Source organism: Candidatus Dormiibacterota bacterium, from assembly GCA_035532835.1.
GTDB lineage: Bacteria > Vulcanimicrobiota > Vulcanimicrobiia > Vulcanimicrobiales > Vulcanimicrobiaceae > DAHUXY01.
This window is the reverse complement of the sequence record DATKQG010000097.1, coordinates 1-23502: the sequence shown is the minus strand read 5'-3', so window position 1 is coordinate 23502 and position 23502 is coordinate 1. Positions and strand designations below refer to the sequence as shown.

Genomic DNA, 23502 nt, shown 5'->3' with positions numbered 1-23502 from the left:
GGTATATCGCGAAGTTGTGGCGGTATTCCCACCCCCTAAGGCAGTAACGATCCTCATCAACGGCGCTCCCGTGGCGGCGTATATCCAACCCTACCTAGCTCGCGGTCGCACGCTGGCGCCGGTCCGACCGTTCGCGACCGCGCTGGCGGCCCGCGTCTGGAGCGATCGCGGCGTACTCGTTCTCCAACGCGGCAGCAGAACGGTGCGGATTCGCATGCTTGCGCGCATGCCGGACGCCCTCGATCGGGCCTATATTCCGATCGCGCCGATTCTACGTGCGCTCGGGGCGCAGGTTCGCTACGATCCCCGCCGGCGCGTGGTAGAGGTGCGGATCGGCAGCGCAATGCCGGTCGCGGCCCCAACGCCGTTCAACCCGTCCGAACGCCGGCTGCCCATGCGAGCGATCTTTACGCCCGTACCGGTCGCGACCGAGCGTCCGCGTTGGACCGGCCCGGCCATCCCCCGGCGCACGCCCATCCCGTTCACCGGCCCAACGCCCGTTCCGCCGGTACGGCCGGTCACTCCGCCTTCGGCACGCGGCGGGCGAGGAGGTTGAGCGCTGCGAGCACGGCCGCGACGGCGAGGGCGATCCAGATCTGCATCGGGTCGCTTAAAACGTTCAGTCCGAACACCCGATCCAGAGAATAGGCTCCGTAGCCGCCGAAGGCGAGGGCTAGTCCCCCTGCGATGTACAAGAGGTTCATTTCGACGCCGCCGTTCTGCGCAAACCAACCCTTGGGCACGTGAACGGAAAAGATCGCTACCAGCATCACCATGACGAGGAGTACGGGGCCTAAAGCCCCACCGAGGCCGAGGAAGATCAGCAGGCCTGCGGCGAGCTCGCCGACCGATGCAAGCAGGGCGAACGGTCGCCCGGGTCGGAATCCCAGTTGCTCGAAGAAGCCTCCGGCGTTGACTAACCCTGGTCCACCGAACCAGCCGAGCAGCTTTTGCGAACCATGAGCGGCGAAATAGAGACCCACAATGATCCGAACCAGTAATAATGCAACGTCCACAGCCCGAGTGACCTCTCATCTTGCATTAGCAAGCTACTTATGGTAAGCTAGTCGGCAGAATAACACAGGATGAATTTTGATGTCAAGCGATCTGCATGAACCCCTCCACGCGCCCGACGGTACCCTCTGCCCGAGGTTCCATAAGGCGGTGGAGCTAATCGGTCGCCGGTGGACCGGTTCGATCGTACGCGTGCTCCTGGGCGGCCCCCGGCGCTTTAACGAGCTGCTCGCGGCGATTCCCGGCATCTCGGACCGGCTTCTGACCGAACGCCTGCGCGAACTCGAGGGTGAGGGCCTGATTTCCCGCGAGGTTGCTTCGGGATCGCCCGTTCGCGTGACGTATCAGTTGACGTGTTCCGGCCACGAACTCCAGGAAGCGCTCGACGCGCTGGGGCGCTGGGCCGAGCGCTGGATCTCGGTCAGCGCGTAAGGCTCTTTACCAGCACGAACCGGATGCCCGCAGCTTCGAGCTCGGGATAGAGAGCCGTCACCGCCGCCAGCGTAGTCGGGCGCGGGTGACCGATGGCAATCGCGCTTCCCGTCCGTTCCGCGATCGCGGCCGCCTCGCGTAACTGACCTTCCGTATAGGCGAGGTTAGCTTTATCATCGAGAAAGACGTCGCGGGAAGCGCTGGGCACCCCGTCAGAAGACGCGACCTCTGCTGCAACCGACGCGGCGATGGTGCGCGAATCGATGAAGAAGAGCCCCGGATGCTCTGCGAGTACGCCCATGACGTCGTCCATCACCCGCCGGCTCGAGGTCGCCTTGCTTCCTTCGTGGTTGTTCACGCCTTGCGCCAACGGTACTTGCGCGAGATCGGCCTGAGTCTGCGCGGTGATCTGAGCGTTGCTCATGCTGGTTTTGATCTCGCCCGGGCCCGGATATATCTCCGATATCGGCTCCATCGGCAAGTGCAGCATGACGCCTTTTCCCGCAGCCGAGGCTTCGCGCGCGATCGTCGCCGTATAATGGACGTAGGGCAGCACTGCTAGGGTCAATGGAATGGGGAGCGCGACGAAGCCGCGCTCGGTATCGATCCACTGCCCGCAATCGTCGATAATCAGGGCGAGTTTGGGGCCGCCGGCGATCCCGGCGCGACGCGGCGTGGGGGCCACGGGCGCGGAGGGTCCGGAAGTCGCAGGCGCCGACTCCACCGGTGCAGGCGTGGGTGATGCGCTCGGAGCGAGAGCGGGGCTCGGTGTGGCCGCGGGCGTCTCCTCGACGGGCGGCGCCGGCGTTGGTTGCGTGGCGACGTGTCGCCCGGCCGGCTTGCGAGCCGTCGGGTGAAAGAATGCCCACCCGAGGGCGAGGGCGACGAGCAACAGGAGCATAGGCGCGACCCAAGCAGGGATCGAGCGACGCTTCCGACGAGACGACTTCCTTGGCACGAGGGACGCACGTTCGGCATCGTGCAGACCCTTCTTGCCGCGACTTTTCGCAACTTAAAGTAGCTTACTTGACAAAAGTAAGCGTTAGGTTCTATGCTGGCTACTAAAGATAAGCTGTCGTAGGAGGTTTTTATGTCGTCCGCACTCCTTAGGCGAGCGATCGTCGCGGGGATCATCGGTGGAATCCTTATCGATACATTTCTGATCGTCGTTGGGCACCAGAAGATTCCCGGACTCTGGCAATTCGTGGCGTCCACCCTTATCGGCCCGGTTGCGTTCACGTCGACGTCGTATGCGTTCCTGGGCCTGTTGATGCACTTCGCCATCTCGATCGTTTGGGCGGTCTTGTATGCGTACGTCTACCAGGCCATGAACCAGCTCTCGAATTGGATTCTTGGAACGATCGCTTGGGGCATCATCGTCGATGTGGTGATGCAAGGCGTGCTTGCAGCGCGCGGCGTCGCGCCGTTTACGCTGAGTGGAGCGCTCGCCGGGCTCGTCCCCCATGTCATCTTCTTTGCGTTGCCGGTCGCGTACTATCTCTCGCGTACCCCCGCTAGCGCACGGCGTTGACCGCACGTCCGTTAGAAGGTCTGCGGGTCGTCTCGCTGGCGACCAATATTCCGGGCCCGCTCGCATCGGCCCGGCTCTGCGCACTCGGAGCGAGCGTCGTCAAGATTGAGCCGTTGCGCGGCGACGCTCTGGAGCATGCCGCGCCGTCGTGGTACGCGCAGTTATGCGAGGGCCAATCCGTCCATCGCATCGATGCGCGTTCCGCTGCCGGCGGGGCTTTTCTATCGAGCGAGTTGGCGCGGGCTGATGTGCTCGTAAGCGCCATGCGAGCGAGCGCGCTCGAGCGCTTGGGACTGGGATGGAGCGAGGTGCAAGCCCGCTATCCTCGCCTCTGCCACGTCGCCGTTTTCGGCGAAGCCCCGCCGTTCGATTCGCGGGCCGGACACGACCTGACGTACCAGGCTCGCGCGGGCCTGATCGCCCCTCCGGCGCTACCCCGCACCGTCCTCGGCGATCTTGCGGCCGCGGAGCGCGCCGTCAGCGGCGCGCTCGCGGCGTTGCTTCTTCGAGAGCGCACGGGCCAAGCAACGCGCTGCGACGTTGCGATCGTCGATGCCGCGCAAGATTTCGCGGCGCCGCTGATACACGGGCTGACCACCGCAACCGGATCCCTCGGCGGCGGTCTTGCATTGTATAACGTCTACGAAACCGCGCAGGGCTGGATCGCTCTTGCAGCTTTGGAGCCGCACTTCATCGCGGCCTTGAAAACCTTACTCGAATCCGACGCGCTCGACGCGGCGACGTTGCGCGCGCGTTTTTGCATGCGAACGGCGCAGGAATGGGAGCGGCTTGCGAACGAGCGGGATATTCCGCTGGCCGCCGTGCGTTCGCATGGGAGCGATGCGTGAGAGAGGCCGTCATCGTCGAGGCGTTACGAAGCCCCACCGGCAAGCGCGGCGGCAACCTGTCGCAGGTTCATCCCGTCGATCTGCTCGCGCGCGTGCTATTCGCGGTGTGCGAACGGGCGAGCATCGATCCGCATGCCGTCGACGACGTCATTGCCGGTTGCGTCAGTCAGGTCGGAGAGCAGTCTCTGAACGTTGCGCGGAGCGCGGCGCTCGCCGCAGGTTTCCCCGAACGCGTTCCGGGCGTCACGATCGATCGGCAGTGCGGATCGAGTCAACAGGCGATCGCCTTTGCCGCCAACGGCATTATCGCCGGCGAATATGACGCCGTCATCGCGTGCGGCGTCGAATCGATGTCCCGTATTCCGCTGGGCGCGAGTTTTGCGCATGGCCCGGGCGAGCGCTTTGGGCCGATGCTCGCGGCACGGTACGACGGGCGGCTGATCGATCAAGGCGTCAGCGCCGAATTGGTTGCGCAGCGCTGGGGTCTCTCGCGCGAAGCGCTCGATGCATACAGCTTGGAATCGCATCGTCGCGCGGCTCGCGCACGCGACCGCGGCGCGTTCGCGACGCAGATCGTCCCGATCGACGGACACCATACGGATGACGGCATTCGCGACGATACCAGCTTGGAGAAGCTGGCGGGGCTGCGCCCCGCGTTCGCCGCGAACGGATCGATTACGGCCGGCAACTCCTCGCAGATCAGCGACGGTGCCGCCGCCGTATTGCTCTGCGAACGCGCGTTTGCGCAACGGCATGGGTTGCACGTGCGCGCACGTTTCGTCGCGTCCGTGGCCATCGGCGGCGACCCGGTCATGATGCTGACGGCGACCATCCCTGCGACGGAACGCATTATGGAACGTTGCGGTTTGCGGCTCGCGCAGATGGACGCGATCGAGATCAACGAAGCGTTCGCGAGCGTCGTCCTCGCATGGCAGCGCGAAACCGGCGCCGATCTCGAGAAGACGAACGTAAACGGCGGTGCCATCGCGCTGGGGCACCCGCTTGGAGCGAGCGGCGCGCGGCTGGCGACGACGCTGCTCCACGAACTCGAGCAGCGCTCCGCACGCTACGGATTGCAGGTGATGTGCGAGGGTGGTGGTATGGCCAATGCAACGATTTTCGAACGTCTATAGGCAGGAGCTAGCGTGGATATTTCAGGCAAAACCTTTCTCGTAACCGGCGGCAGTTCGGGGCTGGGCGCGGCGTGCGTTCGCGAATTCGCAGGTGCCGGGGCGAATGTGGTAATCTGCGATATCGGCGAACACGGCGCGGAACTCGCGCGAGAACTCGGCCCGCAGGTGCTCTTCGCTAAGACCGACGTCACCGACGAGGTTGCCGTGAGCGCGGCGATTGCGAGCGCTACCGAGCGCTTCGGCGCGCTTCACGGTGCGATCAATTGCGCCGGCGTTGCCACCGCCGAGCGAACCATCGGCAAAGAGGGCCCGCAGCCGCTCGCGCATTTCAGCAAGGTGATTTCAATCAACCTTATCGGGACGTTCAACGTCATCCGGCTGGCAGCGGCGGCCATGCTGGGGCGCGAGGTCGCGCCGAACGAGGACCGCGGCGTCATCATCTGCACCGCATCGGTAGCGGCATACGACGGACAGATCGGGCAGGCGGCGTATGCGGCTTCAAAGGGCGGTATCGTCGCATTGACGCTGCCGGTCGCGCGTGAATTCGCGCAGCATCAGATTCGCGTCGTCAGCATCGCGCCGGGCATCTTCGATACGCCGATGCTAGCCGGCTTGCCGGAAGCCGCGCGCGAATCGCTCGGCAAGCAGACGCCGTTCCCGGCTCGCTTGGGGCGGCCTCCGGAGTATGCGAAGCTCGCCCGTCACATCGTCGAAAATCAAATGCTCAATGGCGAGGTGATCCGCTTGGACGGCGCGATTCGTCTGGCGCCTCGCTAGCGCGCGGCGATCGTGCGCATCGGTGCGCTCGCTTCGTTGACGAGTTGAGGAAAGCGCCGCTGTAACGCACGCAATTTCGGAATATCGTTGTAGACGATGTACGGGCTGCTCGGATTGTTGACCAGATAGTTCTGGTGATAGGCTTCGGCAGGGTAGAAGGCGGGCAGCCGCTCGAGCTTGGTCACGATCGGCGCATGAAAGACGTGACGCCGCGTGAGCGAAGCGATCATCGCTTGCGCCTGTGCCCGCTGCGCGTCGCTGGTGTAGAAGATCTCGGAGCGATAGCTGGTACCGGTGTCGGGGCCCTGACGATTGAGTTCGGTCGGATCGTGGGCCACCAAGAAATACACGTCCAGCAACGCTCGGAACGAGATGACGCGAGGATCGAACGTGATCTGGACGGACTCCGCATGCTGCGTCGTTTCGCTGCTGACCGCATCGTAGTTCGCGGTGGCCGCGCTGCCGCCGGCGTACCCGGCAACGGTCTCCGAGACGCCCTTGAGCGAGGCGAAGACCGCTTGCATACCCCAGAAGCACCCTCCCGCGAGGACCACCTGCTCGGTGCGCACCGGCTGTGCGGCCGGGGCCCGTGAGAGCGTTGCGGCTATCAGAACAAGGGTGAGGGCGATTCGAACGATCAGCTTCATACTCTCTAGTACGACACGAAGCGGCAGTTAGATGCGTTGTCCTCCCAGGACGCTTTGAGCCCGGCCTGCTATGTAGGGATCAGATCATGAGGATGACGCCATTGACCATACGTCGATTTGCCGCGGGCTGTACGCTTGCGATCTTAGCGATCTGTGCGATGGGCCCGCGGGCGCAGAGAGCCGATGCAGCGGGATATCAGATCCCCGGCCACGCCGAGCTGATGTTTCTTATCCGGCGCCAATTTCGTTCCCATAGGCCGCCGCCGCCGTACGAGGTGTACACGGTTTCGCGCTCCCAGATGACCGACTACGGCTACCCGGATCCCCTGGGGACCTACTCGTGGCACGTGTGGTGCCGTACCTACGATGACGCCTGCCTTGAGCGCGAGGAATTTGCGCTCGGCGCACACGGGCCGCTCACATTCAAGCGGCCGCAGTACGATATTGCCGACGACCCGGGCCCTCCAACGGCCGATATCTTTCAGCCGGCTCCCGCGCGTCCGCCCACCGTCAACGACATCCCGACTCCCGAGCCGACCGGTCCGCTGCCTAAAACGATCGCGGCGATTCGGGTGCTCGGCGAGTTTGATTACGACGTGAAATCCGCGACGATCGAGAACGGCCTGCTGCGTGTGGTCTTGGTTCCGCGGCGCGATCCGGAACGCAATCGCCTGCGTGAGATTTTCGTCGATCCGCGCAGCTACGAAGTGCAGCGCATCATCGCGCACGATCGCCTCTTCGTTGAGGGCGATAAGAATTCGCCGTATCCCACGACGTTCACGATCGATTTCGGCAACGTTGACGGGCATCCCGTGATGACGAAGATTCACGGCGTGGTCGGCGGCGGTTACTCCGGCGACGGCCAAACCGTCGACTTTACCTTTACAGATATCGCCTTCCCATCGTCGCTCCCCGCGTGGTACTTCGACCCGCACACCTATGCTTCGCACGTGAACGACGCGCCGCTCTGAGCCTCCCAGGGGTGGCCGGTTCTCGCAACCAATAGCACGTAAACTTTCGTCGCAAGGGGATGCGTGGACCATGAATCGTCGCCGTTTTGTCGTTGGATCGGCGGCCGCCGCTGCGAGCGGAGCCGTACTCTTAGCCGAGGGATGCAATTCGGGCGGCATGCTCACGCCGTTGGGCCCCGGCACCAACAGCTACGTGCTGAACGTCGGTTATACCACCAGCAATATCGCGGGCTATCGTATCCGCACGCGCACGTACAACGGCTCGACGGCGGGACCGATTCTCACCACCACCCCGGGCTCGACGCTGCAGGTGCAAATCGTCAACGGCCTGCCGCCGAATCCGCCCGCCGTCGCGCCCGTCGGCCACGTGCGCATTCCGGCACCGACGAGCATGGAACAGGCCATGAGCCGCCGTCTCCCGCTAACCGCCGTGTCTGGCCCGGTAGATCCGATGAACAACCCGCACCTTTTCAATACGACCAACCTGCACGTGCACGGCATACAAACCGTTCCGCATCTGTTTCAGCCGGTCGGGACAGCGAATCCGGCTGCCATGATGATCGCGGTCGATCCCGGCCAAACGTTTGGGTATGCGTTGCCGATTCCGGTGGATCACCCGAGCGGGCTGCATTGGTACCATCCGCACCATCACGGTTCGACCGACGTCCAGGTGTCGGGCGGAATGGCCGGACTCATCGTGGTTCGCGGGCCGATCGATCAGGTGCCGGAGATCGCCGCGGCACGCGAGATTTTCATGGTGATTCAGACGCTCAACGTGAACGCGAGTACCACGACCCCTGGAACCTACGAATACGAGCCGATCGCCTACCAGCCGCCCGCGTCCGGCGGATACAATCTCGGCACCGATTTCACGATGCTCACGGTGAACGGGCAAGGCGTCAATTGGAGCAACAACGTTACCAACACCTATACGCCGTTGTCTCTGCCGCAATTTCAAATGAAACCGGGTGAGGTCGTGCGCTTGCGCATCCTCAACGGCACGAACGCCTATTTTCTTCCCCTCGTTCTGCCCGGGATGGAGTGTTACCAAATCGGTTTCGACGGCGTCAACCTGTTGGCTCCGAACCATGCCACCTTCGATTTTACCGGCACCGTGACGCCGGCGAACATGTTTTCCGCCAACGCGCGCTTCACGTCGCCGGGCAATCGGATCGAGATGCTCGTGCAAGCGCCGCAAACGCCGGGGACCTATACGCTATCCGCCGCCGCTACCAACGGCGTGAATTTCATGCCGTTTCCCAAATTCGATCTCGCGCAATTCGTCGTCAGCGGCCCCGCGGTACAGATGTCGATTCCGACGAGCCTTCCGACGCCGACGCGCGAATATCCCATTATCAGCGATGCGGAGATCGTCGCGCGGCGCACGTTCACGTATTCCGAGCAGGCACCGTACCCGACGCTGCTTACCGGGATCGCCTTCCTAATCGACGGCACGCTCTACGACGAAATGGCGATCCCGACGAGCGTGCAAGTGGGGACGGCCGAAGAATGGACGATCGTCAACCAGAGCGCCGAATCGCACCCGTTTCACATCCACGTGAACTCGTTTCAACTAACTGCGATCAACGGCGTTCCCAACAATCCCCCCGAAGTGTGGGATACGTTCGTCGTTCCGCCCGCCGTCAACGGTACTCCCGGAAGCATTACGCTGCGCATCCGCTTCTTGGAGTTTTCCGGTAAGGCCGTGCATCACTGTCACGTGCTCCCGCACGAAGACACCGGCATGATGCAGAACTTTATGATCACCTAGCTCATGCGCCTCCGACGCTTGGCCCGGGCGGATCTTCCGCGCGGGAGCGTGCCCCTCGCGAAGTTTCTGATCGGCGCGGTGCTCGTGCATGAAGACCAAGGAATACGGCGCATCGGACGCATCGTCGAGACCGAGGCCTATCCGCCCGGCGACCAGGCCGCGCATGCATATATCGGGCAAACCGCTCGAAATGCTTCGCTATTCTTGGAGCGCGGCCACGCTTACGTGTATCTCGCGTACGGCATCCATTGGCTCTTCAACGTCTCGGGGGAGCGGGCGGGCGCCGGCGGCGGCGTACTCGTACGCGCGCTCGAACCGCTCGCGGGCCTGGATCGTGCAACCAACGGTCCCGGACGGCTTACCGTCGCGATGTCGATCGATCGGCGGTTCGACGGTATCGATCTGTGTGCGCCCGGCCCGCTCTGGCTAGGCAGCATCGCCAGGGCGGCGGCGCCGATCGTCAGTTCGAAGCGGATCGGCATCAGCAAGGCCGTGGACCGGCCATGGCGTTTCATGGAACGCGATAATCCATACGTGAGCCGTTAACGCGAAACCCGCGGGCGACGGTGGCCGTTTTGGGGGTATGCAACAACGGCAATTAGGTGACGCGCAGTTCATGGTCGGTGAAATCGGTTACGGCGCGATGGGGCTAACGCACGCGTACGGCGAGCCCTTGACCGGAGCCCGCGAAGGCGAGGCGTTCGCGGTGATCGATCGAGCGATCGAGCTCGGCGTAACGCTCTTCGATACGGCCGAAATCTATGGGCCGCTCACCAACGAAATACTGCTCGGGCGGGCGCTCAAGGGCAAACGCGATCGAGTGCGCATCGCAACCAAGACCGGCTTCGTGGTGCTGCCGCAGGGCGTGCCCATGCAGCGCGACGGGCGTCCGGAGAGCATCCGGCGGGCCTGTGAAGGCTCGTTACAACGCTTGGGGATCGAGACCATCGATCTTTATCAGTTGCACCGCGTCGATCCTAACGTGCCGGTGGAAGAGAGCATCGGAGCGATGGCCGATCTCGTTCGTGCCGGAAAGGTGCGCTGGATCGGCCTCTCCGAGGTCGATGTCGCGACGCTCGAGCGCGCGCACGCCGTCCACCCGATCGCAACGGTGCAATCAGAACTCTCACTGTGGACGCGCGACGCGCTCGAGGACGTCCTGCCGCGATGCGCGGCCCTTGGCATTGGCTTTCTCGCCTACTCGCCGCTGGGACGCGGTTTTTTCACCGGCAAGCTCGCGCGCGAGGATATTCGTCCGGGAGATTTTCGCGCTACGCTGCCGCGCTTTCAATCTGAAAACTTCGATCGCAATCAAGCGCTCGTCGAGGCGGTGCAGCGCATCGCGCAACGCGTGGGAGCGACCAGCGGACAAGTCGCGCTGGCGTGGGTCTTGGCGCAAGGCGAACACGTCGTCCCCATCCCCGGAACCAAACGGGTCGCCTATCTCGAAGAGAACGTCGGGGCGGCCGCCCTTCACCTGGATGCACCGACCATCGAGGAACTTAACGCGCTACACGCACCGGCCGGAGCGCGCTATGCGTAAGGGATAGCCCGCCGGCCTGGAGCGGCGCCCGAGCTGCTAACCGGTCGCTAGGCCGGTGGTAGTGAAGCCGTCCAAAGCCTTTTGCCCGGTGACGCCGAAGATAGGGCCTCCGTGGAATTGCTGCGCTTCACTGCCTTAGAGTGCCATTACGGCGCCCGTGAGATTTTCTCGGGCGTTGATGCTGTCCTGAACCAGGGGGAGCGCATCGGTCTGGTTGGGCCGAACGGCGCGGGTAAGTCCTCGCTGCTGCGCCTGCTGGCCGGCACGGAGGCACCCTTTGGCGGCAGCATCGTGCGCGCCAAGGATACGCGCCTGGGATACCTCGCGCAGAGCGTTGCCGACGAGACCCGTGCGACGTTGCAAGAGTTGGTCGACTCGGCGCTCGCCCGCGTGCCCGATACGGAATGGGCGTTACAGCAGAAGAAGCTTCGCGCGATGCTGGACGGATTCGGATTCACGGCCGCCGACTACGAACGGCCGCTGCGCGAATTTTCGGGCGGTCAGCGCGCCAAAGCCGCGTTGGCGCACCTCTTGATCGACGACCCCGATTATTTGATTTTGGACGAACCGACCAACCATCTCGATATCGCGACGGTACGATGGCTGGAATCCTTTATCGCGAACGACAAGCGCGCGTACATCATCGTCTCGCACGATCGGTATTTTCTGGATCGCGTCGCGACGCGCATCTGGGAGCTCGAACGAGGGCGGTTCCACGTGTACGCTCCGGCGCAGCCCGCCTACGCACGATACGTCGAGCAGCGCGACGTACGAATCGCGGCCGAGCGAGAAGCCTACGCGACGTTCGTGGCGGAGCGCGACAAACGGCGCGCGACGATCGCCGGGCTGCGCGCCACGCATACGTCCAGCGATTACAGCCAAGTGCGCAGCCGCGAAAAGCAATTAGCGCGCATGGAAGCCACCCTGCAAGCTCCCGAGCCGACGGTGGGAACCGTAGCGATCAACGTGCGACTCGATGCGAGCCGTCGCGCGTCGAACGGCTTTGCCTTCGAGGCGCGCGGCCTTGCCAAGCGCTATGCGGAGCCGCTCTTTAGCGACGTGACCTTCGATCTCAAGCAAGGCGGCCGGCTTGCGATCGTCGGGCCCAACGGGTCGGGGAAGTCGACGCTCCTGAAAATCATCTCCGGGGAACTTGCCGCCGACGAAGGGTCGGTGCGCTTTAACCCGGCGGTGCAAGTTGCCTACTTCGCGCAGAGCGCGCTCGACCAGCTCGACGTGACGGTGAGCGCCGTCGATGCGGTGCTGCAGGCCGCGCCGATTTTGCCCGAGCAAGCGCGCGCGCTGCTCGGCCGGATGCGCATTTCGGGAGAGGCTGCGGAGAAACCGGTCGGAGCCTTCTCGGGCGGGGAGCGCCGTCGGATCATGCTTGCAAGACTGATGGCGCGCGACGCCGATCTGCTCTTGCTCGACGAACCAACCAACGATCTGGATATCGACAGCCGCGACGCACTGGAGGGCGTGCTCGATGAGTATCGCGGGGCGGTCGCGATCGTCTCGCACGATCGATACCTCCTCCAGCGCCTCAGCGACCAAGTGCTGTGGATCGACGGCGGCGAGTGGGGCCTGATCGAGGGCGGATACGATGCGTACGAGGCGATGATGCGCGAGCGCGAGGCGAATGCGCGCGGACGCGGCAAGGCCGATGCGGCCGAACGCGGTAACGGGCAATCGCGCCGCACCCCGCTGAAGATACGCTCGCAACTCACCTCGAAAATAGCGCGGATCGAACGAGAGATCGAACGCCTGGACGAACGAAAGGCTCAGATCGAAGCGATCTTCGCAACCGTTGAGGTGTATGCCGATCGAGCGCAGGTTACGGCATTAGAGTCCGAACTCGAAGAGCTCCGCGAACGCGCGGCGGCCGCAGTAACGACCTGGGAACACTCGCTAGAGGAGTTGGAACGCTTGTGAAACGTATCGCGATGCTCGCGTGCCTGGTGGCTCTATGTTGCGCGCCCGCATGGGCGGAGCAGCGCACGGTGACGGGCATTCCGCTGGATGCCCCGTGGAAGGTGACGATCTATCACCTCGCACGCACGACGTTCGTTCATCCGGCGTGGGGTTGGCAGCATTCCGAGCGCAACTACGATCTCGCGGTGGAGTTGGCTAAGGGCGACGGCCTCACCATCGATACCGACGTGCTCTTCGCGGCGTGTTTTTTGCACGACATGGCGGCATTCTCGCCGTATCAACGTAAGGGCGAGCACGGCGATGTCGCAGCGATCGAGAGCGAGCCGGTGTTACGCGCCGCGGGCTTCCCGATGCGCAAGTTTCCGGCCGTTCAAGCGGCGATGCGCGGCCACATGTACTATAGCAACCCTGGGACGCAGCCCGAGGCGATCGTCCTTCACGACGCGGACTCGCTGGATTTTCTGGGAGCGATCGGTGCGGCGCGAATGCTCGCGCTTGCCGGGCCGCGCAGCCCCAGTTTCGAGCCGGAGATTCGCACGCTGCAGGGCTTCGTGCGTTCGATTCCGCCGCGCTTGATCACCAAGACCGCCAAGCGAATCGGCGCGGTACGCGCGGCGCAACTTTCACGCTTTATCGATGAGGTTCAGGCCGAATCGTTCGGTCTTCCGTAAGGGAAAGCGCTCACGTGCTCGCGAGAATGCGTTCGATGAAAGCTAGTCCATGCTCGACGCTTGCATCGATCGGCTCGGCCGCGGTATGGATGGTTAGATCCGGGTGGAGCGGCGCCTCGTACTCCGAGCCGACGCCGGTAAAGAGCGCGAGCCCACCGCTACGCGCACGTGCATAGAGGCCTTTGGGGTCGCGTTCTTCGCATACGGCAAGATCGGCGTGGACGTAGACTTCGTAGAACCGCTCGCCGATCGCGCGGCGCGCGATTTCACGATCCACGCGATTGGGCGAGATGAATGCGGTGATGACGACGAAGCCGGCATCGCAAAAGAGCGCCGCCACCTCGCTGACGCGGCGAATATTCTCGCTGCGATCCTCCGGCGTGAAACCGAGGTCGGAACAAAGCCCGGTGCGCAGGCGGTCCCCATCGAGAACGTACACGTTGCGGTGGAGATCGAACAGCCGGCGCTCCCATTGAGCCGCGAGCGTCGATTTTCCCGACGCCGGTCGCCCGGTCAGCCAGATAACGGCGCCCGCGTGGCCGTTACGCTGCGCGCGAAGGTTCGCGTTCACGAATTGTTCCGGCGGGAAGAGGACGCGGCGATCGCCGGCCGCGGGAAGGGCGCGCAGCAATTGCCCGGCGGCGATCACATCGGCGCCGATCATGGCGATGCATCGCCGTAAGCGCGTACTCGTGGCCGCGTCGCTCAACGCAATCGGCTCCGCAAGTTGCAGCGTCACGTCGACGAGATCGCCCGAACGCGCCGAACTCCCGCCTAACGAATCCAGCGTGGTCGCATCGACGACGCGTTCGATGGATTCCACCAACGCGCCGACGGTGCGCGTGCCGATGCGCAGATCGAAACGCAGGCCCGGACGTAAGGCCGAGTGGCTCAACCATGCGAAGCGCGCGGTACACCGCCGCTCGAGCGTGGGCGCACCGGCCGGCTTTGCCAAGAGGTCGCCGCGTTGGAGCACGTGCTGGCCTTCGAGGGTGAGCGCAGCGGCATGACCGCTCACGATACGATCGGCCGGGGCGGCCGGCCAACCCTCAAGTGTAGCCACGCGCGCCCGTACCCCCGACGGGAGGGCAACGAGTTCATCGCCGACGGCCAGCGATCCGCCGTCGAGGTGCCCGAGAACGATCCGTCGCTCGTCCTGGCGGAGTACGCCCTGTACGAACATCAACAAGACGCCGTCATCCGCATCCTGCGCCGGCGGGATCGTGCGCATCGCCTCAAGGAGCAGCGGGCCCTCGTACCATGCGAGGTGCGACGATCGATGCACGAGGTTTTCGCCGTCGCGCGCCGCGATCGGAACGATCGCGAGCGACGCGATGCCGATCTGCGCGAGGAGCGGTTGGAGCGCATCGGCAATGGCGCGAAACGGTTCTCGCGCATACGCTACGAGATCCATCTTGTTGACCGCGACGATGCAGCGTTGAATGCCCAGTAACTCGAGCAACAGCAGATGGCGGCGCGTCTGCTCGGTAATGCCGAGCGTTGCATCGACGACGAGCAGGGCGACTTGCGCGTCCGAGCTGCCGGTCACCATGTTGCGCAGAAATTGGACGTGCCCGGGAGCATCGATGAGGACCACTTCGACATCGGCTAAGCGCAACCACACGCGGGTCGTGTCGACGGTTACGGCTTGATCGCGCTCGCTCTGAAGCGCGTCGAGGGCAAACGACCATTCAAAGACGTCTCCGCGTTTGTCGCTGGCGGCGCGGATCGCGGCAACCCGATCCGGCGTGAGGCTGCCGGTTTCGTAGAGGAGCCGTCCGATGAGGGTGGATTTCCCATGGTCGACGTCGCCGACGACGACGAGCCGAATTTGCCGCAGGGCGTCGCGCTGTTCCGTCACCTACATATACCCGTTAGCGCGCAAACGCTCGAAGGCATCTTCGGTTTCGTGATCCATCACGCGTCCGGCGCGCTCCGGTTCGATCGTCGCCTCAAGTTCGGCGATGATCTCCTCGATGGTTGAGGCTTGCGAATCGATGGGCAGGGTAATGTTTTTTTCGCCTAACGATCGGTAGCGTTTACCGTCGACCGAGAGGTAGAGCGGGACGTATGGGATGCCCTCGCGTTGCGTGTAACGCCATATGTCCACTTCGCTCCATTGCAAGAGCGGGTGAACGCGCATGTGCTGTTCGTGCGCGAGTCGCGTCGGATGCAGATCCCATACTTCGATCGGCTGATGCCGCACGTCCCAGTTCCCGTCCGGTAACCGCGGGCTGAAAACGCGTTCTTTCGCGCGCGTGGCTTGTTCGTCGCGCCGTATGCCCACCAAGATGCCGCGCAGCCGTTCGCGCTCGATCAATTGGCGCAGGCCCAGGGTCTTCCGGGCCGCCGCTCTGGCCCCCGGGGGCAGGGTGGTATCGGTCGCAGAGTCCGGCGGGCACAACTCGTTGCGGAGATCGAGGCCCCATTCGCTCGCGATGCGATCCCGAAACGCATAGACTTCGGGAAGCTCCATCTCGGTGTCCAACAGCACGACCGGGAACGGAACGCTCCCTAGGAAAGCCTTACGAATCAACCAGAGCAGGGCGGTGCTGTCTTTGCCCATCGACCACAGAACGCAAAGCGGCGAGAGCGTAAAGTACGCCTCGCGAATGATATAGATAGATCGGGCTTCGAGATCATCTAACGCGTCGTGCACGAGCCTCTTTATTTCCGGGCGGTACGGGTACCCGTAGGTGCGCGCGTACCGCCCGAGACTCCTGTCGCCGTTTGTTAGCGGCGGCGGCGGGTGAAGCTGCGGCGCGTCTTCGTCATGGCGCGTGCCGTGCTCGGCCGGTCGTTCGGCTCGAACGCCAGGGGATGGCTGGAGCGGTCGATCCGGCGGCCCATCGCGCGCTCGATCTGAGCGAAGAGCTCCTCTTCCTCGCGCGAAACGAAGGTGATCGCGTCGCCGGTTTTCAGCGCTCTGGCCGTGCGACCGATGCGATGCGTGTAGTCTTCCGGAACGCTCGGTACGTCGTAGTTGACGACGTGACCCAGATCGTTGATATCGATACCGCGAGCCGCAATATCGGTCGCGACCAGGACGCGATACTTACCGCGCTTGAAGGCTTCGAGCGCGCGGGTGCGCTGCGCCTGCGAGCGATCGCCGTGGATGCGTTCGGCCATCACGTTGCTGCGCGCGAGGGCGGCGGCGAGCTTATCGGCCCGATGCTTCGTTCGCGTGAAGACGATGGCGCTGAAGATCGCTCCGTCCTTCTTTAAGAGATCGACCAAGAGGTCGGTCTTGAGATGCTGATCGATGCCGTAGACGGACTGCGCGATCGTTTCCAGCGGAGCGGAGGTCGGCGTCAGGTTGACGCGTACCGGATCGTTCAGCAAATCGCGGGTGAGCCCGGCGATCTGGTCGGGGATCGTGGCGGAGAAGAAGAGCGTTTGGCGCTGCGTCGGAAGCGTTGCCGTGATGCGGCGCACCATCGGTAAGAAGCCCATATCGAGCATGCGATCGGCCTCGTCGAGAACGAGGATCGAGATATTGCCGAGTTTGGCCGCACCCTGCTGCATGAGATCCACTAGGCGTCCGGGCGTAGCGACGATGATATCGACGCCGGCTTTAAGCGCGTTGATTTGCGGGCGATAGCCCATCCCGCCGTAAACCGCAGCGATGCGGATATCGGTGAATTTCGCGAGGTCGCGCAGATGCATGGTGATCTGCTGGGCGAGTTCGCGCGTCGGGCAGAGAATGAGCGCTCGCGACGTTCCGCGCGGCTGATCGATCAACGCGTGGAGAATCGGCAGCCCGAATGCAGCGGACTTACCGCTACCGGTGGAAGCGCTGGCGAGAACGTCGCGCCCTTCCATAGCATGCGGAATCGATTCGAGTTGAATGGGGGTGGCTTGGGTGAATTTTAATGCTTCGACCGCGCGAAGAAGCGACGGGTGAAGCCCGAGGTCTGTAAAGGTTGAAATGATGATATTCTTTCGAGTGAGCGCAATTCGATCGGCTACTACTCGAAAGATCGCGCGGGGGGAGTCGCGTTAGTATTGCACGGTGCGGGGGTTAAAGTCAAATGAACGCCATGCGCTGCGACTAAAGGCGCCGGAGCTACCGACTGTAGAATCAGCTTGCTTGGAGGGCATTCCGTTTGAGAACGGCTAGGATTTTACGCGTCGGCGGAACGCCGGCCGATAACGCTGTTTTGGATGCGTTGCTGCGTGGCGCCGGCTATTCCGACGTATCTTTTGTCGTCGCAAAGGATGCGCCGAGCGTCATCACCTCCGGCGGCATCGACCTGGTACTGCTCGATTTGGTCGGTTCGAGCGCCGAGATCTTTGCGGCACTTCGCGCCGCGGTTCCGCGCGAGGCCGCGATCGTTCCCGTGATCGTCACCGCGCCGCTGGCATCTGCCGATCGAATCGCGGCCTGCCTTCAACGCGGTGCGGAGGAGTGGCTTGCGACGCCCGTCGACGCCCAAAACCCCGTACTGGTCGAGCGACGCGTCGCGCTGGCGCTGGAACGAACCAAGCTGCGCACCTTGCGCGACCGCGTCCAGCGCGCCACGGCCGATCCCAATGCGACCTCGATCCTGGAACTGCACACCCACGCGTCGGGCCGCTTCGTTCCGCGCGAATTCCTGGATCATCTCAATCGACAGACGCTCGCCGACGTTAGGTTGGGCGACCACGTGCAGCGCGATATGACGGTGTTCTTCAGCGATATCCGCGATTTCACCGCACTTTCGGAGCAGTTGACGCCGCAGCAAAATTTCGATTTTCTCAATTCGTATTTGCAACGGATGACGCCCGTGATCCGCGCCCATCACGGGTTTGTCGATAAGTACATCGGCGACGCGATCATGGCGCTGTTCCCTCGCGAACCGGGCGACGCGTTACAGTCGGCCGTGCAGATCCTCGAACAGGTCGCTCGTTATAACGAAGGCCGCAAGAACGCGGGATACGTCCCGATTCGGATCGGCATCGGCTTGCATCGCGGCGAGTTGATCCTTGGGACAATCGGCGAAGAAGAACGCATGCAAACCACCGTGATTGCCGACGCGGTGAACGTCGCTTCGCGCATCGAGGGGCTGACGAAAACCTTCGGCGTTCCGCTCCTCGTGAGCGGATCGGTCATCGAAAGCCTGCCGCAGGATCACGCATTCAAGCTGCGCCAGCTCGGCGCCGTCAAGGCCAAGGGCAAGACCAAGAGCGTCGAGATCTACGAATGCTTCGAAGGCGACGAGGAGGAGCTGCTCGCGCATAAGCTCCGTACCGCGGAGCAGTTCGCGAAGGGCATCGTCGAGTTTCGTAAGGGTATGTTTCTCTCGGCAGGCAAAATTTTCGCCCGAATCGCCGAGCTCGACCGTCGGGACTTGCCGGCCGCTTACTTCCGCGACGCCTGCACCCTCACGGCCGTGCACGAGCGAGGGAGGGGTCCCTGGGACGGAGCGGAGAGGATCGAGGCCAAATAGGCCTAAAAGACTAGGATTCACGATTCGAGAGGGACCGCGATGCCGCCTCAGTTCCAGTTTAGGACGATCTTGAGCCTCTGCGCCGCGAGCATGGCGATCGCGACGGGGGCGATACCGGCTTCGGCTGCCCCGGCAGCACCGGTTCCGAGCGTCGTCATGCAGGCTGCGGCGGCCAACGCGCGGGCCCTGCAAGGCACCCTGGTTCACGAGCGGCACATCACCATCAGCGTATCGGCCGGGCCGATGCACTACTCGGAGCAGAACGACGCCCGCCTGTTGATGGCCAACGGTCTGTACGAGCAGCTACGCTACACGCACGTCGTCGAGAACGGGAAGACGCTGGGGGCCGCAGCGATCGAAAAGCGCGACGAGGAAATCAATAGCGAACTCGCACGCGGTAGCGGCAACTTCAAGCAGCCGTTCGATGCACGCTTCCTTCAGGATTACAGCTACCAAACCGACGCAAAGTGCGTCTGCCTGCCGAACGCGGTTGCCGTACGCTTTCACAGTCTCGTTCGCGACGACTCCCACGGCGACGGCGTGATGCAGATCGATCGCAGCAGCGGACGCGTCCTCGATGTCACCTACACGCCGGACGTGCTGCCCGCACACGCGAGTTCGTGTACTACCACCGAAGCGTTCGCCGAAGTGCTCCCGGGCGTCTGGACGATCGTGCGGATCGAGCGCTCGTACCACGGGCACGTTGCATTTTTCGGCGGAGGGGGCGACGTGGTGGAAACGCTCGACCACTTTCAATCCGTGCGCAGCGCCCGAGCCGGCCTCTCCTACCTCAACGACGTCGCGCAATCGTCGGGAGAACGATAGGCCCGAACTGCTGCGCACCCGAGGCGACAGCTAGTGCTCGAGCGTCAAAACGGCGCAACGCACCGGCCTGGGCATGGTACTCTCCCTGCCGACGACACGGCTGCTCGATGCTAGGAAGCGCGGTCGATGCTGATGGCGGCATCCCAGGCGTAGGTCGCAAGCCAATGGGTGGCAAGGTAATCGCCGGAAACGGCGTGCTCCACGCTTGCTCCGTAGAGCCGGTGCGCGTGTTCGAGCAAGACGGGCTGATCCAGCACGGGCGCAATGCGCGCGAGTACGCCGGCGCGCGAGAGATTGAGACCGTGCAAATGCACGATCTGGCCGTCTGCGACATCGGGAACTTCAGCTACCGAAAGGATGCGGGATGCCGGCGATAACGCCGGCAAAAAATCGCTCCACCACCGCGCAAACGCATCGCGCGGCAGAATGCGCAGCATGAGGTCGGCCTCGGCCAACCCGGGCGAGAGAAAATCGTTCCCGCTGCGCTCCCACCGCTCGGGCCAACCCCTGTCGCTTCCGAACCACGCTTGCGCGCGATCGGCGATCGAGCGCTGGAGCGCCGGCAACCCCAAGACAGCGGCCGCATCCAGCATCACTCCGAGTGCGAAAGCGGTGTTGGAGTGAACGCCGTGGCGGATCGGTTCGCTCAAAATGTTAAGCCACGCCACAGCAGTTTCGGAGATCCGCGCCGCCATGCCGGCCAGTTGCGGTGCCCGCTCGCGGATCGTCGCATCGCCGGCATTCCGAGCCGTCGCGGCGAGAAGCATGGCCCACGCCCAGCCGTACGGCCGCTCGTATGACGGATGCGTTGCGAGGTACGCGGTCTCCGCAGCGATGTTCGCGGCGCCAAGATTGCCGACAACGGCGGTTTGCAGTGCGGCAAGCTCGCTTGGCGCGCCCGCACCAAGCGCGGCGAAATGGTTCAGCAGTTGCACCGCGGTCCAGTGTGAGTGGACGCTGGAATGCCAGTCGAACGAATTGCCGAACGCCGGATGCACCGCGGTCGGGTCGCGCGGCGTCTCGCCGCTGCGCATAAGGTGGGCATCGTGATACGGATAGCGCGTGGTCACGTTCGCCAGGATCACCGGTACGATCCGCGGGGCGAGTTCTTCGTGTAGCGCGATCATCGGAACGGAAAGATCAGCATAAAGCACACATTCACCGCCAGGAGCAGAATCGCCGTTGGGATCTGCACCTTGATTTGCCCGTACTTATCGCGCATTTCCAACAGCGCGGGCGGCACCAAGTTGAAATTGGCAGCCATCGGCGTGCAGAGGGTCCCGCAGAATCCGGCCAGCATGCCGATCGCGAACAGCGGCGCGGGGTGCGCGCCCATCTGTTGCACGAGGATCGGCCATCCGACGGCCGCCGTCATAATCGGAAAGGCCGCAAACGCGTTGCCCATGATCAGTGTGAAGCCGGCCATGCCGAGCGCATAGACGATCACCGCAAGCACCCGCGAGTGCTCCGGGACGATGTGGTGCACGATCACGCCGACCTGCGTCCCCACGCCCGCCTGGGTGAAGAGCAGCCCCAACGTGGAGAGCATTTGCGGCAGCAGCGCCGCCCAGCCGATCGACTCGAGCAGACGTCGCCCCTCCGTAAAGGCGACGGCCGGATTCTTTGGCCGCAGCAGAGCCCAGCCGACGACGAGCGCCGCGATCGTCGCAACGCCCAGGCCGACGAGCGTTTGCGTACCGGCGACGAGCAGCAGATGCCCGCCGATGGAAAGCCGGCCTCCTTCGATCGCGATCAGTACCGTAACCGCCGGAATGGTGAGCGCCGGAACGAAGAGCAGATTACGCCGGCGCGCCGCGCTGGCCTCGCGTTCCGCCTCGGTCGTCGTGCGTACCGTGCCGGGACCGGTAAGCCCGAAGCCCGCGATCAGCGCGGTTACGATCACCGCTCCGCCGAGCAGCCACGACGGTATCGTCGGATGCAGCGCCGCGGGCGAGCCGGCCGGCCCGGCAACGAAACTGCCCGCGCAGAGCGACGCGCCCAGCAAGCACCAGAATATCGCGTTGGTCCAGCGCTTGGGATGCTCGCGATCGAACGCAATCTGCACGCCGACGATGAAGAAGAACCCGCCGCACAGCCAGTATATCCACTCCGCGCCGATCATTGCGCGCTCGCCGGCTGCTCGGGCGAATCGGCCATCATTGCCGCCACGCGCGCGTCAAGCCGCAGCAGCCGAAAGCCGTGGATCAGAAACGCCGCGATCGCGGTGGGGACGGCCCAGATCGCAACCTGCAACGCATCGAGTTTAAGATGATAGTTCGCATCCACGTAAGCAGTGATCAGCAGCACCGATCCGATCGCAACGAAGCAATCTTCGCCGAAGAATACGCCGATCGTATCCGCCGCCGCAGCGTGTGCCTTGATCGCTTCGGTCACCGGTTCGGGAACGCGGCCGTGCGAACGCATCACCGCACCCTCGGCCATCGGATAGATGACGGGCCGCACCATCTGCGCGGGGCCGCCGATGCTGGTTAATCCGAACGCGGCAGTGAGCTGTCGAACGAAGAGATAGACGAGCAGCAAACGCCCTGCCGTTAGTCCGGCCGCCTGCGAAACCAGCGTTTTCGCTCGCTGCTGCAAGCCGTATCGCTCGAGCAGACCGATGACGGGCAGCACCAAAAACGCAAGCGTGATCGACCGGCTGCTCGCAAACCCCGAGCCGAACGCCTCGAGGATGTGCAGCGGGCTCACACCCCCGAGCAACGCGGAAACGATCCCGGCAATGGTGACCACAAGCAGTGGATTAATACGCAGGGCAAAGCCGACGACGACGAGCGCCACGCCGAGCAAAACGATCATGCATACTCCTGTCGCGATCGGTCCGGGTTCGCTCTAATTTCCCGGCATGTAAAGAACTCCTCGACCTCGTCTGTGCCGGACTGGGACGCCGTGCGCTTCCGTCGATCGGCGTGCAGGTGGTGTGGCGGCGACTTTCCGGGCCCGTGGGCGGGATTTTCTCACGGCGTGGCAGCCTTGGCGACAATTCGCGTAGCCATGCGAGCGAAAATCAACTGATGAAAAGGTGCTACGGCGTACCAATAAAGATTGCCCAAGAGGCCGCGCGGCTCGAAAAATGCCGTTTGGCGAAAGATGCTGCCGCCGTTAGCTGTGCCTTCGGCCTCGAATTGGAGCCATGCGTGCCCCGGCAGCTTCATTTCAGCGCGGAGTCGCAACAGGCGTCCGGTTTCGTATGCCTCCACGCGCCAGAAATCGATTGCATCGCCGACGCGAAGCTCCGTCGCGGATCTTCGACCACGCCTCAGGCCGACGCCGCCGACGAGCCGGTCCAGCCATCCGCGAATACGCCAGAGCGTATCTGCGGCGAGCCATCCCCGACGCCCACCCAGCGAGCTGAATACTGCTGCTACACGTTCCGGCGCAGCCGACGTCACGCGCTCGCGGCGATCGATCAACATGCCCTCTTTGACCCCGGTAAAATCGCCGGCGATCGTTCGGAGATCGAAGGCGTCGAACCATGTGGTTTCGGGCCCTACCGTGCTATATCGATCGAGCGCACGACCCACGGCTTCGTCAAAGCCCATCGGGTGAATATCGGGAAAATCTGTTTCTGCGGAACGTTCGTGGACGATCACCTCGTTGTAAAGGCCGCGAATGAGGGGTTGCGCGATGCTGGCAGAAATCGGCGTAACGATGTGCACCCAGTACGACGAGAGTTGCGGGGTGAAGAAGGGTACGACAACGATCCAGCGAGTGAGACCCCGAATTTTAGCGTAACGTAGCATCATCTCACGGTAGGTCATAACGTCGGTGCCGCCGATCTCGTATGTGTGCGTTCGGTTGGGACGCGTTAACGCGGCGATCAAATACGAGAGCACGTCGCGAATCGCGATCGGTTGAACGCGCGTCACGACCCAGCGCGGAGCGATCATTACCGGTAGGCGTTCCGTGAGGTATCGCATCATTTCGAAGCTAACCGAACCGCTACCGATGATCTGGGCC

General features: G+C 63.5%; 24 protein-coding genes. 14 read left to right on the top strand and 10 right to left on the bottom strand.

From position 1 onward, the window contains the following. The first annotated feature begins 16 nt into the window (after positions 1 to 16). A complete protein-coding gene (locus tag VMW12_12655; GenBank protein HUZ50568.1) occupies positions 17 to 556 on the top strand; it encodes a hypothetical protein in 540 nt (179 codons plus the stop codon). Here VMW12_12655 and VMW12_12650 read toward each other — a convergent pair. Then, positions 519 to 1016: a DoxX family protein gene (locus VMW12_12650; GenBank protein HUZ50567.1), complete on the bottom strand. Its 498-nt coding sequence runs from the start codon at positions 1014 to 1016 to the stop codon at positions 519 to 521. The two genes, VMW12_12655 and VMW12_12650, sit on opposite strands and share 38 nt — an antisense overlap. Positions 1017 to 1164: 148 nt before the next feature. Between VMW12_12650 and VMW12_12645 the strand changes: the two genes are divergently transcribed. Next, the gene (locus tag VMW12_12645; GenBank protein ID HUZ50566.1) at positions 1165 to 1446 is read left to right on the top strand and encodes a helix-turn-helix domain-containing protein; all 282 of its coding nucleotides are present in this window, start codon (positions 1165 to 1167) and stop codon (positions 1444 to 1446) included. Here the strand turns inward: VMW12_12645 and VMW12_12640 are convergent. After that, positions 1436 to 2347: a divergent polysaccharide deacetylase family protein gene (locus VMW12_12640; protein HUZ50565.1), complete on the bottom strand. Its 912-nt coding sequence runs from the start codon at positions 2345 to 2347 to the stop codon at positions 1436 to 1438. The two genes, VMW12_12645 and VMW12_12640, sit on opposite strands and share 11 nt — an antisense overlap. Positions 2348 to 2536: 189 nt before the next feature. Between VMW12_12640 and VMW12_12635 the strand changes: the two genes are divergently transcribed. From VMW12_12635 to VMW12_12620, 4 genes are read left to right on the top strand one after another with little or no spacing between them, the layout of a single operon-like run. Further along, positions 2537 to 2977: a hypothetical protein gene (locus tag VMW12_12635; protein HUZ50564.1), complete on the top strand. Its 441-nt coding sequence runs from the start codon at positions 2537 to 2539 to the stop codon at positions 2975 to 2977. Beyond that, positions 2974 to 3825 (top strand): CoA transferase, encoded by an 852-nt coding sequence (locus VMW12_12630; GenBank protein ID HUZ50563.1) that lies wholly within the window; start codon positions 2974 to 2976, stop codon positions 3823 to 3825. Before VMW12_12635 ends, VMW12_12630 begins: the two co-directional genes overlap by 4 nt. Next, entirely contained in the window at positions 3822 to 4958 is a 1137-nt protein-coding gene (locus VMW12_12625; GenBank protein ID HUZ50562.1) for an acetyl-CoA C-acyltransferase, read from the top strand. The genes VMW12_12630 and VMW12_12625 overlap by 4 nt, the downstream gene beginning before the upstream one ends. Before the next feature lie 12 nt (positions 4959 to 4970). Continuing rightward, complete coding sequence (locus VMW12_12620) at positions 4971 to 5735, top strand: SDR family NAD(P)-dependent oxidoreductase (GenBank protein HUZ50561.1); 765 nt, start codon at positions 4971 to 4973, stop codon at positions 5733 to 5735. On the opposite strand, the gene msrA is transcribed toward VMW12_12620, so the two are convergent. Continuing rightward, positions 5732 to 6382 (bottom strand): peptide-methionine (S)-S-oxide reductase MsrA, encoded by a 651-nt coding sequence (msrA, locus tag VMW12_12615; GenBank protein HUZ50560.1) that lies wholly within the window; start codon positions 6380 to 6382, stop codon positions 5732 to 5734. The two genes, VMW12_12620 and msrA, sit on opposite strands and share 4 nt — an antisense overlap. Before the next feature lie 101 nt (positions 6383 to 6483). On the opposite strand from msrA, the gene VMW12_12610 reads away from it, so the two are divergent. The 6 genes from VMW12_12610 to VMW12_12585 all read left to right on the top strand — a co-directional run bounded on the left by VMW12_12610 (position 6484) and on the right by VMW12_12585 (position 13270). Further along, positions 6484 to 7353: a hypothetical protein gene (locus VMW12_12610; GenBank protein ID HUZ50559.1), complete on the top strand. Its 870-nt coding sequence runs from the start codon at positions 6484 to 6486 to the stop codon at positions 7351 to 7353. 70 nt (positions 7354 to 7423) lie between these two features. Further along, positions 7424 to 9124 (top strand): multicopper oxidase domain-containing protein, encoded by a 1701-nt coding sequence (locus VMW12_12605; GenBank protein ID HUZ50558.1) that lies wholly within the window; start codon positions 7424 to 7426, stop codon positions 9122 to 9124. Between the two features lie 3 nt (positions 9125 to 9127). Beyond that, on the top strand, positions 9128 to 9670 hold the full coding sequence (locus VMW12_12600; protein HUZ50557.1) for a DNA-3-methyladenine glycosylase: 543 nt from the start codon (positions 9128 to 9130) through the stop codon (positions 9668 to 9670). A gap of 37 nt (positions 9671 to 9707) precedes the next feature. Next, the gene (locus VMW12_12595; GenBank protein ID HUZ50556.1) at positions 9708 to 10667 is read left to right on the top strand and encodes an aldo/keto reductase; all 960 of its coding nucleotides are present in this window, start codon (positions 9708 to 9710) and stop codon (positions 10665 to 10667) included. A gap of 111 nt (positions 10668 to 10778) precedes the next feature. Next, positions 10779 to 12599 (top strand): ABC-F family ATP-binding cassette domain-containing protein, encoded by a 1821-nt coding sequence (locus VMW12_12590; GenBank protein ID HUZ50555.1) that lies wholly within the window; start codon positions 10779 to 10781, stop codon positions 12597 to 12599. Beyond that, a complete protein-coding gene (locus VMW12_12585) occupies positions 12596 to 13270 on the top strand; it encodes an HD domain-containing protein (protein HUZ50554.1) in 675 nt (224 codons plus the stop codon). Before VMW12_12590 ends, VMW12_12585 begins: the two co-directional genes overlap by 4 nt. A 10-nt stretch (positions 13271 to 13280) precedes the next feature. On the opposite strand, the gene cysC is transcribed toward VMW12_12585, so the two are convergent. The 3 genes from cysC to VMW12_12570 all read right to left on the bottom strand — a co-directional run bounded on the left by cysC (position 13281) and on the right by VMW12_12570 (position 17200). Then, positions 13281 to 15131 carry an adenylyl-sulfate kinase gene (gene cysC, locus VMW12_12580; GenBank protein ID HUZ50553.1) on the bottom strand — a complete coding sequence of 617 codons (1851 nt, stop codon included), beginning with the start codon at positions 15129 to 15131 and terminating at the stop codon, positions 13281 to 13283. Then, complete coding sequence (gene cysD, locus VMW12_12575; protein HUZ50552.1) at positions 15132 to 15929, bottom strand: sulfate adenylyltransferase subunit CysD; 798 nt, start codon at positions 15927 to 15929, stop codon at positions 15132 to 15134. It lies immediately after the preceding gene. 74 nt (positions 15930 to 16003) lie between these two features. After that, complete coding sequence (locus tag VMW12_12570; protein ID HUZ50551.1) at positions 16004 to 17200, bottom strand: DEAD/DEAH box helicase; 1197 nt, start codon at positions 17198 to 17200, stop codon at positions 16004 to 16006. Positions 17201 to 17376: 176 nt separating this feature from the next. Between VMW12_12570 and VMW12_12565 the strand changes: the two genes are divergently transcribed. Then, a complete protein-coding gene (locus tag VMW12_12565) occupies positions 17377 to 18699 on the top strand; it encodes an adenylate/guanylate cyclase domain-containing protein (GenBank protein ID HUZ50550.1) in 1323 nt (440 codons plus the stop codon). Between the two features lie 39 nt (positions 18700 to 18738). Next, a complete protein-coding gene (locus VMW12_12560; GenBank protein ID HUZ50549.1) occupies positions 18739 to 19524 on the top strand; it encodes a hypothetical protein in 786 nt (261 codons plus the stop codon). 110 nt (positions 19525 to 19634) lie between these two features. On the opposite strand, the gene VMW12_12555 is transcribed toward VMW12_12560, so the two are convergent. The 4 genes from VMW12_12555 to VMW12_12540 form a co-directional block, all read right to left on the bottom strand. Then, complete coding sequence (locus VMW12_12555) at positions 19635 to 20651, bottom strand: DUF2891 family protein (GenBank protein ID HUZ50548.1); 1017 nt, start codon at positions 20649 to 20651, stop codon at positions 19635 to 19637. Next, complete coding sequence (locus VMW12_12550; GenBank protein HUZ50547.1) at positions 20648 to 21646, bottom strand: DUF979 domain-containing protein; 999 nt, start codon at positions 21644 to 21646, stop codon at positions 20648 to 20650. The genes VMW12_12555 and VMW12_12550 overlap by 4 nt, the downstream gene beginning before the upstream one ends. Further along, entirely contained in the window at positions 21643 to 22341 is a 699-nt protein-coding gene (locus VMW12_12545) for a DUF969 domain-containing protein (protein ID HUZ50546.1), read from the bottom strand. Before VMW12_12545 ends, VMW12_12550 begins: the two co-directional genes overlap by 4 nt. A gap of 158 nt (positions 22342 to 22499) precedes the next feature. Continuing rightward, a partial coding sequence (locus VMW12_12540) for an SDR family oxidoreductase (GenBank protein ID HUZ50545.1) occupies positions 22500 to 23502 on the bottom strand: 1003 nt, incomplete at its 5' end.